Source organism: Pseudoalteromonas sp. Z9A4 (genome assembly GCF_011378845.1).
GTDB lineage: Bacteria > Pseudomonadota > Gammaproteobacteria > Enterobacterales > Alteromonadaceae > Pseudoalteromonas > Pseudoalteromonas arctica.
Map to the genome: position 1 here is coordinate 1 of NZ_WTLA01000013.1, position 12,947 is coordinate 12,947.

The following is a 12,947-nucleotide window of genomic DNA, read 5'->3' on the forward strand; positions in this document are numbered from 1 at the left end:
AGACATAAAAATAGGCCACAACTTCTGTTGTAGCCTATTATGAGCCCTTTGAAAGATCGTTCAATTAGCTTAAACGATCTGCATTAAGCCTAGTGCTCGCTTTTTTGTTTTTTTAAATAGAGTCATTACCAAGTTTACAGCTCTGACCAGTTTGCGAAAAAGCTCACTTTTTACTGGAAACCTATAGGCAGCAGTACGTGGCGGGCAAGCAGCACTTGTATATTAAACTTTACACGCAATAGTTGTGTTACGTTCACGTAAACGTAAATTGATGTGGTTGTTCTATTTATAGTTTTTAAAACTTACAAATGACGATTTTGTGAATTTTTTATCTATACAATAGTTTTAATCCGGTTATTTAATTTAAGCTTGATGTTTTCATTGGTTTTATCTTCTGCGAGTATAGCGAACTCGAATATGAAGTGATAAAGTCTCGACTATTTCCAGCGCGCATACCCTCTCACGGGTTAACTATTTCGGAGTATTTTAAGTGGCTGTGTTTAATCGAGTTGAATTTGATAACCATGAACAAGTGGTTTTTTGTTCTGATGAAGAATCGGGTTTAAAAGCAATTATTGCTGTACATAATACCAACCTAGGTCCTGCTGTTGGTGGATGTAGAATGTGGGATTATGCGAACGACGAAGATGCTGTTTACGACGTGCTACGTTTATCAAAAGGCATGACTTATAAAAATGCAGTTGCGCGCTTACCATTTGGTGGCGGTAAATCTGTAATTATAGGTAACGCGAAAGAAATTAAATCTGAGCAATTATTCCGTGCATTTGGTCGCCAATTAGAGCGATTAAATGGCAGTTATTACTCAGCAGAAGATGTAAACATCACATGTGCTGATGTAGCTATTATGAATAAAGAAACTAATTACGTACTGGGCCTTGAAGGTAAAAGTGGTAACCCATCGCCATTTACAGCATACGGTACGTTTTTAGGAATTAAAGCAGCGCTACAGCATCAACGTGGTCATCAAAATTTTGCAGGTGTGAAAGTGGCTGTTCAAGGTTTAGGTGCTGTTGCTTATGGTTTATGTAAGCATTTAGCTGATGCGGGCGCTGAGTTGTTTGTAACAGATATTAACCAAGTTGCAATTGATCGCGTAGTTAATGATTTTGGCGCGACTGCGGTTGGCATTGATGAAATTTACGACTTAGATGTTGATGTTTATGCACCGTGTGCATTAGGTGCAACTATTAACGATTTAACGATACCGCGTTTAAAAGCGACTATTATTGCAGGCTGTGCTAATAATCAGCTGGCAGAGTCTCGCCACGGTGAAGTTATTCGTGAAAAAGGCATTTTATATGCCCCTGATTACGTAATTAACGCTGGTGGTATTATTAATGTTTATTACGAAACAGCGCCAGAAGGTTACAGTGCAGCAGCGTCTAATAAACATGTTGAAGGTATTTTTAATACGTTAACGGAAATCTTTGCCCGTAGCGAAAAAGAGCAAAAATCAACGCATTTAATTGCTGACGAATTAGCGCAAGAGATCATTAAAAACGGTCTATAAATTTAAGCTAAAATGCAATAAAGGTGTGCAATTGCACACCTTTTGTTTATCTGTAAGTTAAGGGGTGTTGATCTTTGCGGATTTATCCTTGAAAGATTAACAGACCCTAATGCAATTATTACTGAACAGCGGTACACTTTGTTTTTAATTTTGTGCGGCAAATTATGACTCCCTCAACTTCTCTCATGCAGCCTATCGATTTAGATAATTGGCCTAGAAAGCAACACTTTGAATTATTTAAACACTTTTCTCAGCCTTATTTTAATGTGTGTGTGCGTTTAGATGCTCAAGCACTTTACGACTATTGCAAAACCAATCAATTTTCTTTTTTTCAAGCGTATGTATATTGCACCTTAAAAGCGTGCCATGAGTACGATTCAATAATGCTACGTATAATAGATAATCAACCATGGTTACTTAATAGTGTTCGCGCAAGTGTGGTTGAGTTGTCTGAAAACGATACGTTTGTTTTTAGTTATTTTAACAGCACAGGCGAGTTTAAAGAGTTTGTAAATCATGCAAGTGACGTAAGCAAAAAAGCGAAATTACAGCCGTTATTTTCTGATGCATTTGCTCAAACAGAAGGGCAGGCAGATTTAATTCATATATCTGTTTTGCCGTGGCTGAATTTTAGTGCGTTTTCGCATGCATTTAGTGAAGGGCAGAGTTTAGGCATTCCTAAATTTGTATTTGGTCAGTTTGATAAACACACAGGCACAATGCCTTTAGCTGTCGATGTACACCATTCATTAATGGATGGTTTGCACGTAGCGAAATTTATAAACACATTGCAGGGTACATTTGACACCTTTTGCAAAAATTAACTTTAAACACATCAGTAACGGCAGTGCAAAGCAGTAAACAATTTATAAGTAATCTATAAGCAATGCGATGTGAATTACTTTATATTCAAATACATAACCTTATATGCTTGAAAAACACGTGTGCTGGACATATTTATATACCATACTTTAGCTCAGGAAATCCCCATGATAAATGGACTGTTAATTGTTGTTTTAATTCTTTTTGTGGTGATTTTCTGGCGTTGGCCATCAATTCAAAACCGATTATGGCGCAGTAAATATAAAGACTTTGCTTTAAATTCGCAGCAAAAAGATATTTTACTGCGTTGCATGCCCATCTATAAAAAAATGACCGACGCCGACAGAGAAAAATTAGAGCGACATATTACGTGGTTTTTAAACGAAAAACGCTTTGTCGGTTGTGATGGCTTAAGGCTAACGTCTGCAATGAAGTTAATTGTTGCCGCCGATGCGTGTGTATTAGTACTTAATAAACCGTGGCCGTTATATAGAAATGTAAAAGAAATTTTATTATATCCAAGTGCTTATTATGCTCCGCAATCAACTCGCGATAGTGCAGGACTTGTGAGTTACCATAATACGGTAAGACTAGGCGAGTCATGGCCTGGCGGCACGCTCGTTTTAAGCTGGCATGATGTACTTGAGGGTAATCGTTTACCAAGCGATGGACATAACTTGGTATTTCATGAGTTTGCGCATCAACTCGATCAAGAAACAGGTAAAACAACGGGCACACCCATTTTAAAAAGCTCAGCAGATTACAAAGAGTGGGGCAGAGTATTTAGCCGTGCTTTCACCCAGTTAAAAAGCCATGTTGCCTATAGCATGCCGCATGTTATTCACAGCTATGGTGCGACTAACGAAGCTGAGTTTTTTGCTGTACTCACCGAAACCTTCCTCGAAAAGCCCGCAGAGCTTCGCCGATACGATCCTGAAATTTACAGTATGCTAGTTAATTACTATCAATTTGACCCTATTGTTTGGCATTAAACCTACATAAACCGCGCTTTATCATATAACGCTGGCAAGTTGCGTTTGTTTTTGTTGCAATCATGTGAAATAGTTTTTACTGCAACAATAACAAGCGAGAAACGCATGAAAAAAATGCTTCATACAGTATTGGCGCTGTCGGTGTCATTAGCGATAGGGCAGGTAAATGCCGCTGAAAAAGACGAACAAAAATGGCAAGTAGATTCACCTAAGGGGCAATTTGTTGACGCTGCAATTAGCGTTGATCAGGGCACATGGATGAATATAGATATTAGCCCTGATGGTAAAACTGTGGTGTTTGACTTACTTGGCGATATTTACACTATGCCAATGAGTGGTGGTACAGCTACAAAGCTCACCTCTGATATTGCATGGCAAATGCAACCACGCTTTAGTCCTAACGGCAAAAGTATTGCGTTTACCTCCGATCAAGGTGGTGGCGATAACATTTGGATAATGGACTTAAATGGTGAAAATCAACACGCTGTTACCGATGAAACCTTTAGATTACTAAATAGTCCTGCATGGAGTCCTGATGGCGACTACTTAGTTGCGCGTAAACACTTTACAGCTAGCCGCTCATTGGGAGCAGGTGAAGTGTGGTTGTATCACAAAGCGGGTGGTAAGGGCGTACAGCTTACAAAACGCGAGAACGATCAAAAAGATTTAGGTGAGCCAATGTTTTCACCTGATGGTCGTTATGTATACTTTTCGCATGATGCAACACCCGGTAAAACCTTTCATTATTCAAAGGATTCTGTAGCGGGCATTTATAAAATTAAGCGCTACGACCGTGAAACGGGTGAAATTGAAACCATAATCGATACGATGGGCGGTGCTATTAGGCCTACACCATCACCAGATGGTAAAAAACTTGCTTATATAAAGCGTGATGACTTTCAAACTAGCTTGTATTTATATGACTTAACCAGCGGTGAGCACACTAAGCTTTACGATAAGCTTGAGCGAGATATGCAAGAAACATGGGCTATTCATGGTGTATACCCAACTATTGCATGGACACCCGATAACGAAGAGTTAGTATTTTGGGCTGGTGGTACAATTCACAAGCTAGATGTTGCAGACAAATCCGTTAAAACCATTCCTTTTAAAGTGCAAACTACTAAAAAAATTCAAAAAGCAGTGCGCTTTACACAAAACTTAGATACTGATGAGTTTGATGTAAAAATGCTGCGTAATGTGCAAGTAAGCCCCGATGGCGAAACGGCAATTTTTGAAGCGCTTGGGCATATTTATAAACGCGATTTAGAGTCGGGTAAAATTAAGCGTTTAACAAAGCAAACTGATCATTACGAATTATTTCCACAGTACTCTCGCGATGGTAAAAAAATAGTTTACACCACATGGGATGACAACAAACAAGGGTCTGTAAGGGTTGTGTCTGCGCGCAGTGGTCGTGGCGATACAATAACTAAAGAGCCTGGCAAGTACGTAGAGCCTACGTTTAGTCCAGATGGGAAAACGGTTGTTTATCGAAAAGCCACGGGCGGCAGTATTTTAAACCCTAAATGGTCACTTAATCAGGGGGTTTATAGCGTAAGCGCAAAAGGCGGTAAAAGTGAGCTTATTTCAAAAAGTGGTTATCAACCACAATTTGGAGATGCAAACGATCGCGTTTTTATAATGAGTCCTTGGCCAAAACCAACGCTAAGTGTAGTTGAGCTCGAAAGTAAAAAAGTTCGCAAACTGTACGAGTCAGAGCATGCGACTGAATTTAGAGTATCACCAGATGGGCAATATCTCGCTTTTGCTGAGCGATTTAAAGTATTTGTAACACCGTTTGTTCAAAGTGGTAAAACAATTAATATTGGGCCTAAAGATAGTCAATTCCCAATAGAGCAGTTATCGGTACGTGCTGGTGAAAACATTAGTTGGAGCGCTAAGAGCAACACGCTTTATTGGACATTAGGGCCTGAGCTTTATCATGCAAGCCTTGAGGGGATGTTTGCTATTAACAAAGCCGAAGATACCGACTTTAAAGTGAAAAGTGGCGATAATATCGGTTTCAGTAAAAAAATGGCAGAGCCTAAAGGTATGATTGCGCTCACTGGTGCAAAAATTATAACTATGGACGGCGAAAAGGTTATTGAAAATGGTGTAATTATCACTGATGGTAAGCATATTAAAGCAATTGGTACAGCCAGCGATATAAGCATTCCTAAAGGTGCTGAGGTTATTGATGTAACAGGTAAAACTATTATGCCTGGTATTGTTGATGCTCATGCACATGGCTCGCAAGCAAGTGACGAAATTATACCTGAGCAAAACTGGAAAAACTTTGCAGGTTTAGCGCTGGGTGTAACTACAATTCACGATCCATCAAACGATACCTCTGAAATATTTACCGCAAGCGAAATGCAAAAGGCAGGCATGATTGTTGGCCCGCGTATTTTCTCAACCGGTACTATTTTATATGGCGCAAATATGCCAGGTTATACTTCGCATATTGACTCGTTAGACGATGCTAAATTTCATTTAGAGCGCCTTAAAAAAGTAGGTGCATTTAGTGTTAAATCGTATAACCAGCCACGCCGAGAGCAGCGCCAACAAGTTATTGAAGCAGGTCGTGAACTTGAAATGATGGTTGTCCCTGAAGGCGGCTCATTATTACAACATAACTTAAGTATGATTGTAGATGGACACACAGGTATTGAGCATTCAATCCCTGTAGAGCACATATACGACGATATAAAGCAGTTATGGTCGCAAAGTGATGTCGGGTATACACCAACTCTTGTAGTGGCTTATGGTGGCATTTGGGGTGAGAACTACTGGTACGATAAAACTGATGTGTGGAATCATCCGCGTTTAAGTAAATTTGTGCCTAAAAACCAATTATTACCACGCTCTATGCGCCGCATTAAAGCGCCCGATCATCACTATAATCACTTTAATAACGCACGCGTTGCTGCTGAGCTACAAGACCTAGGAGTATTGGTTAACTTAGGTGCTCACGGCCAGCGTGAAGGCTTAGGTGCACACTGGGAGATGTGGATGTTTGCACAAGGCGGAATGACATCACTTGAAGCTATACGTGCATCAACAATCGATCCAGCTAAGTATTTAGGACTTGATAAAAACGTAGGCTCACTTGAAGTGGGCAAACTGGCAGATTTAATTGTTATAGATGGCGATCCGCTTAAAAATATTCGAGATTCGGATAAAGTAGATTACACCATGATCAATGGTCGATTATTCAATGCAGAGACAATGAGTGAAGTGGGTAAAAAAGAGCGCGAACCACTTTACTTCGAAAAGTTATAATTTATTTTGATCTTTTGAAAGCGGCTACATAGCCGCTTTTTTTAGTCTTACTCAACTTATAAGGCTCTATTTTTTTGATTAAATGGTGCAATTAAGGTTGGAAGACGATAATTAATATAATTTTTAGATATTTTTTTAGCAAATAACGCACATAAAAAAACCGCTTAACGCGGTTTCTTTTAAAAATCATAAATGTTGATTAAACAACACCGCGCGGTAAGCGACAGTCATGATCTTTACGCGCTAAAATTACAATCCAAAGTTCTTCCGCTGTGTAACCTTCTTCGTTTTCGGTAACAACAGTGAATGGCGCTTTTTTCTGTGCTTTAACAGGCGCAGCTGCTTTTGGTTTTTTCGTTTTAGTTGTTTTACCAGAGTTTAACTTTTTAGTAAGCTCTGCTACGTCAGCTAGGCGTAAATTTTTACCGCCATCAATGCTGTACCAACCAGGTTTAGTTGTGATTTCAGGTTTTTTACCATTGGCAGTTTCGTACGCTGCTTCAAAGGCAGATAACACTTCTGTTTTGTCTAGTTTGCTCATCAGAGACCCTATACGTTGTGAACACAGATAAAGAAGAGGTATTTATACCTATTTTAAAACAGTTTTTCAATTTTTTGCGATTTTCCTTTCATTTTAAGCTTATAAACGCCAAAATTTGCACAAAATTCAGTGCTAAGTAAGGTAAGTTATATGCAACGTAGAGAATTTAACCAACTCCTAAATGACATTTTAAAGCCTCATCTAATTAAAGATTTTTGCCCAAATGGCTTACAAGTTGAAGGTAAAAACGAAATTAAAAAAATTGTGACGGGCGTAACCGCAAGTCAAGCATTAATAGATGCTGCCATTGAGCAACAAGCAGATGCTATTTTAGTTCACCATGGATTTTTTTGGAAAGGGGAATCTCAACCCATTACAGGTATGAAAAAGCGCCGAATAGCTGCGTTATTAGCACACGATATTAATTTGTTTGGCTATCATTTACCACTCGATATTCACCCCGCAGTTGGTAATAACGCGCAACTTGCAAAGTTATTAGATATTGAAATTGAAGCAGGGCTTGAGCCAACTTCAAATAGCGTAGCAATGAAAGGGCGTTTAAAAACGCCATTAAGTGGTGAAGATTTTGCAAGTAAAATAGCAAAAGTACTTGATCGTGAGCCGCTTACGAGTTTGGTACGTTCAACAAAAATTGAAACCATTGCACTGTGTACTGGTGGTGGGCAAGGGTATATTGATTTAGCTGCAGAGCAAGGCATTGATGCTTATTTAACAGGTGAAGCATCGGAGCAAACGATTCATAGTTCTCGTGAGCAAAATATTGATTTTTTTGCCGCAGGGCATCATGCAACAGAGCGCTATGGTGTAAAAGCTTTGGGTGAGTTACTTGCTCAAGAGCATGGTTTTGATGTGACATTTATAGATATAGATAACCCAGTTTAATTAGGCTATTTATTAGTTAATTTAACTAGGTTATTAGCTAACCTGAACTTTGGTTGAAATAGATTTTATTGTCCAGAGTTCAGGTTAGGACTATATAAGTTACAGTGCCTCTGGATCTATCCAGCGGCGCAAACTTATCCATGTGTTTCCTACTACTTCGTGGCTATATTGCGTAACCACAAGTAAAGCATGAGCACTGGGAATAAACTGTTTGCTCCTCGGCAGTGCAGCAAAATTATGATAATCAGTGGCTGCGGTTATGACTTCAATACCTTGAGCATTAAATAAGTCTTTTGCGCGTGGCATGTGCAGTACTGATGTTACTAGTACAACCTTGAAGTCGACTAATTTTGATGCCAGTAACTTAGCTTCTTCACCTGTATCCATTGCTTTTGGGTTTTGAAATATACGACTCTTATTGACGCCTAAACTAATTGCCGTTTGATACATAAGCCCGCTATTAGTGATATTTTGATAACCCCCGCCTGAAACTATAAGCTCTGCATTAGGGTAGTGCTTTGCTAGTTTTACACCTTCTACTAAGCGCGTTAGTGCACAATTACCTAATTGATTATTAGCACTGAGTGCTGGGTTTGGGTTTATATCGCAACCTAGTACAACTATTTTGTCTATTTTTGGATGCTTTAGGGTATTAAATGCAAGCGACGCAGGTTCATTATTTTGGATAATCAAATTGGCGACAAAGGGCGTGCTCAATGCAAGTAATACAATTAAGCTTAAAGTCGATAAGAAGAGAGCTGATTTGCGGCCTTTAAATGCGAGTAGGAGCATCAGGCACGCAAATAAACCAAATAGAGGCAGTGGCATAAGTAAGCCACCAATCATTTTTTTAATAACAAACATAAGAGTTAAACGCTGTAGGATTAATTACAGCGATATTACTCATTATATTGATGATTATCGACCGTTATTTAGCTTACACGTATTTAAAAAGTGACGATAAACAGGATTATCTTTCATGTCTTTTTTCATCGCTAAATACATAGGACGAGTAAGGCCAAGAGCGCCCAAAGGAATTGATTTTATTAGTCCTTGGCTTTCATAAGGTGTAACTAGCCAGTCAGGTAAAGCGGCAACGCCCATGCCAGCACTTACGAGTTGAAAAATAAGTAATCCTTGGTCAACCGTTTTTAAGGTGCCATCAAAACGTGCATTTTGAATAAAGTATTTAAAAATATCTTGGCGTTCGCGCGGGATAGGATATGAAATAATAGTTTCGTTTTTTAAATCAAGCGCTGTTACATACGCTTTTTTAGCGAGTTCGTGATCTGGCGACACAATAAGCTTCAATTTAAAATCAAATAAGTGCGCGTATTCTAATGTGTCGGGCTCACGTATGTCAGATGTTAAAACTAAATCGAGCTCATCGCTTAGTAGGTCAGGAATAGCGTCGTAACTAAAGCCGCGCTCGTAGTCAATTTTTATATCAGGCCAAAAGTTATTAAATTCTTTAATAGTAGGCAATAACCAATGAAAACATGCATGGCATTCCACACTTAAACGCAATTGAGAAATAGGCTGATTTAAGCTTTCTTTCAAACGGCATTTTGTCGCTTCCATTTTTGGCAATATTTCGTGAGCTAATTCAAGTAATAGCATTCCCTGAGGGGTAAAGCGGACTGGTTGAGTTTTACGTTCGAATAATTGGCAATCCAATTTATTCTCTAAATCTTTGATTTGATGAGATAAAGCAGACTGTGTTAAAAATAATTCTCGTGCCGTATTAACCAAAGACCCTGTTTCTTTTAGGGTTGCTATGGTTTTTAAATGTTTAATACCAATCATCTTTAAAAATTCTCATGGAAAAAGTGAGTTTAGCTCAGATTAATTACATACTACGCCAATATAAAAAACGTTTCAACGTCTAGATGGCTAAAAGTTTGTGATTTATTGTGGTTTATTGCTATGAATCGCGAAAATATTAGAATTAGTAACGATAAAAGTCATTCAAAAACTGGTTTGATGAGTTTTAGATGAGTTTGCTTCATGTTGTATTTTAAGTATAGCGATTGCGGTGTGCTTCACCTCAGTGTGAATTTTGACTATGTAAATAACTGTGTGAGGTGGGGGATTGTTGAATGGTTACTTTAGATTGTGGTTTAAAAAATAGAGTCGTTTTGCCTTTTATCTATAGTTTAGGTCAATGGATGAGTATATACGTAATACCTAAGCCAGCTACCAACTCGCTGGCTTTTTTATAAGGGCTTATTAATAAGTAATATGGCTTCTTTGGCTGTGACCGGTTTTGACTTTAAAAAACCTTGGCCATAGTCGCACGCGGTGGATTGTAAAATGGCTAATTGTTCAAGTGTTTCTATCCCTTCAGCAACAACCTCAAGTTTTAATGATTGCGCAAGTGATAAAATGGCTTCAACAAGTGGGTTGGTGGAATCTTGTAGGTGGTCTATAAAACTTTTATCTATTTTTAAAATATGGATAGGCAGTTGGTGCAAGTAGCCCAGTGCTGAATAACCCGTTCCAAAATCGTCAAGGCACAATTTTACTTTTAAAGGTGAAAGACCTTCTATTATTTGAGTGGCGAGTTCTAGATTTTCTATTAAGCCTGATTCGGTAATTTCTAAACATAAAGAACCCAGGGGTAATTGGTACTTATTATAAATAAAATGTATTTGCGCTACAAAATCAAGGCTTGCAAAATGTCGTGACGACACATTAACCGTTACTTTCAAAAAGCGATGGCCTTGTTGGTGCCAATTTGAAATCTGCTGAGCGGCTAAATCAAGCAAATGTAAATCGAGATTTATAATTTGCCCTGTAGTTTCAGCTATCGATATAAAATCATTTGGTGATACAAAACCCTTTTTGGGGTGATGCCATCGCACAAGCGCTTCAAACCCAATAACTTCACTTGTAGTGATTGTGAAAATTGGTTGGAAATAGAGTTCAAATTCGTTGTGCTCAATACCATGTTGCAAGTCGTTTTCAATATCGGCATGAGTTTTAAGTTTCTTACGCATAGCATTATTAAAAAACTTAACCTGACCACGTCCGGTAGATTTAGCTTCATACATAGCTGCATCGGCTTGTTGTAACAGTATATAAGCTTTATCATTTACGTTGTTGGTATAGGCGATGCCAATACTAGTAGAAGCTTGAAGTAGGTGGCTATCTACATTAAGAGGTTTTGCTAATGCATTTTTAATCCTGTTTAAAGCTTCATTAACTTGGTTTTTATGTGTGGTATTTTCCATAAATATAGCAAATTCATCACCGCCTAAACGAGCAAATGTATCCGTGCTTCGTACTGTACTTTTAATTAAGTCGCATATTTTTATAAGAAAATGGTCTCCGACTTCATGCCCTAGCGAATCATTTATACTTTTAAAACGATCAAAATCTAGATACAGCAGGGCATGGCACGTACTTTTTTTAGCACGCGTTAAACGTAAAATAGCATGCTTTATTCTCTCAATGAGTAATGAGCGGTTAGCAAGGCCGGTAAGCTCGTCATGCAATGCTTTATGCTCGAGCTCTTGTCGGGCTAGTTGCCTATCAATTGCCATACTTATTTGGCGACTTACGTAAGTTAGAAGAGCGCTGTCGTGTTCGTTGTATTGCAGTGTTTTATCGTAGCTTTGTACAACAATAACACCGCTTATACGATCACTTGTTTTAAACGGAACTCCTAACCACGACTCTGATTGCCTCCCTACCATCTTAAAATCACCGTTATCAATATGACTTTGAAAGGCACCTTTGTTGAGTAATAAGGCTTGCTCTGTTTGCAGTAGGTAATATGAGGCGGTATCTTTTAGCTGTTCTTTAGATATTTTTTGATGTGTTTTGGTGTTCATGCCTTCTTCTACTATATAAACAAGGTCGAGTATATCCACTTTTTTGTCATATAGAGCGATAAAAAAGTTATCGGCACGAAGTAAGTTATTGATAATTGAATGCAAGGCTTTAAAAAAGGTATCTAAGTCGTCAGCTTTGTAGGTTAGGTTAGCTATTTGTAATAAGCTATTTTCTAATTTTTGTGCGTTGTTAAGTTGCTCGACTGTTTTTTGTAAGTTATTTACCGTATTTACCTGGTTAATTTTGGCACTGAGTAAGTGAGCAACTGTTGTCAATATCTCAAGGTGCGCGTTAGTAAAGTAACCCTTAATTGGGTGCTCACAATCAATAACACCTAAAACTTGTTTTTTATATATAAGTGGGACACAGAGTTCTGATTGAGCAGGGCGCTCATCAGGAATATAGCGACTATCTTTTGTTACATCGTCAATAATTACCGCTTTTCCGGTTGTTGCAACAGCCCCAGTAATTCCTTCACTAAACCTTATTGTTTTTCTCTGTGCTCTATATTTATAACGCTCATGGGCAATACCCATTGATGCTACTTGATTTAATATAGAAGCTGAATCGTCGGCAAGGTAAATGACACAGTCAACAAAACCCAGTCTATTTACGACCTGTGTAGTGACGTATTCAAATAGTTCTGCAAGAGTGTCAAGCTGTAATAGGCTTGACGAAAACTGATTAATAATACCGAGTTGTTCAGTTTTTATTTCTAGCGCTTGATTGATATCGATTCTTTTCGACATAGGCGATTATTATTTTTCTTATTATTTGTTAGCTCAGATGCTAAGTTAACTCAATCTGAATGGTTCTACAAAATAAAACGATGAATGTTTTCAGTTTATGTAAAATATGAGCTTTTTGAATTATAGAGGTTGATCATATCTACTTATTGGATAGCTTTTATTTTGCATGTGTAACTAACAAAGGTATTACTTATAAAAGTCGAGAAGTGGTTTACGAAAATCACCGCTCTACTATGAATTATTTACTTTAATTTAAGCCCCATACTAAGGTCTGTTTATCTTTCGAG

The 12,947-nt window shown here is 38.2% G+C and carries 9 protein-coding genes; 5 read left to right on the forward strand and 4 right to left on the reverse strand.

Annotated features, from left to right (window positions below):
- Nucleotides 1–490: 490 nt before the first annotated feature.
- From GQR54_RS10965 to GQR54_RS10980, 4 genes are all read left to right on the forward strand, one after another.
- Nucleotides 491–1,531 (forward strand): Glu/Leu/Phe/Val dehydrogenase, encoded by a 1,041-nt coding sequence (locus GQR54_RS10965; protein ID WP_165726317.1) that lies wholly within the window; start codon nt 491–493, stop codon nt 1,529–1,531.
- A 185-nt stretch (nt 1,532–1,716) separates the two neighbouring features.
- Nucleotides 1,717–2,355, forward strand: coding sequence for a chloramphenicol acetyltransferase (locus GQR54_RS10970; RefSeq protein WP_166377727.1), 639 nt, complete (start codon nt 1,717–1,719; stop codon nt 2,353–2,355).
- A 165-nt stretch (nt 2,356–2,520) separates the two neighbouring features.
- Complete coding sequence (locus tag GQR54_RS10975) at nt 2,521–3,345, forward strand: M90 family metallopeptidase (protein WP_002961680.1); 825 nt, start codon at nt 2,521–2,523, stop codon at nt 3,343–3,345.
- Nucleotides 3,346–3,450: 105 nt separating this feature from the next.
- Nucleotides 3,451–6,630, forward strand: a complete 3,180-nt coding sequence (locus tag GQR54_RS10980) for an amidohydrolase family protein (protein WP_166377639.1) — start codon at nt 3,451–3,453, stop codon at nt 6,628–6,630.
- Between the two features lie 199 nt (nt 6,631–6,829).
- Here GQR54_RS10980 and GQR54_RS10985 read toward each other — a convergent pair whose 3' ends face one another.
- Nucleotides 6,830–7,171, reverse strand: a complete 342-nt coding sequence (locus GQR54_RS10985) for a hypothetical protein (RefSeq protein WP_002961684.1) — start codon at nt 7,169–7,171, stop codon at nt 6,830–6,832.
- A gap of 150 nt (nt 7,172–7,321) precedes the next feature.
- Between GQR54_RS10985 and GQR54_RS10990 the strand changes: the two genes are divergently transcribed.
- Nucleotides 7,322–8,074, forward strand: coding sequence for a Nif3-like dinuclear metal center hexameric protein (locus GQR54_RS10990; protein ID WP_166377640.1), 753 nt, complete (start codon nt 7,322–7,324; stop codon nt 8,072–8,074).
- A gap of 99 nt (nt 8,075–8,173) precedes the next feature.
- Here the strand turns inward: GQR54_RS10990 and GQR54_RS10995 are convergent, their stop codons facing one another.
- The 3 genes from GQR54_RS10995 to GQR54_RS11005 form a co-directional block, all read right to left on the reverse strand.
- On the reverse strand, nt 8,174–8,938 hold the full coding sequence (locus tag GQR54_RS10995) for an ElyC/SanA/YdcF family protein (protein ID WP_166377641.1): 765 nt from the start codon (nt 8,936–8,938) through the stop codon (nt 8,174–8,176).
- A gap of 54 nt (nt 8,939–8,992) precedes the next feature.
- Complete coding sequence (locus GQR54_RS11000; RefSeq protein WP_166377642.1) at nt 8,993–9,880, reverse strand: LysR family transcriptional regulator; 888 nt, start codon at nt 9,878–9,880, stop codon at nt 8,993–8,995.
- 410 nt (nt 9,881–10,290) lie between these two features.
- Nucleotides 10,291–12,660, reverse strand: coding sequence for an EAL domain-containing protein (locus GQR54_RS11005; protein ID WP_166377643.1), 2,370 nt, complete (start codon nt 12,658–12,660; stop codon nt 10,291–10,293).
- Nucleotides 12,661–12,947: the final 287 nt, after the last annotated feature.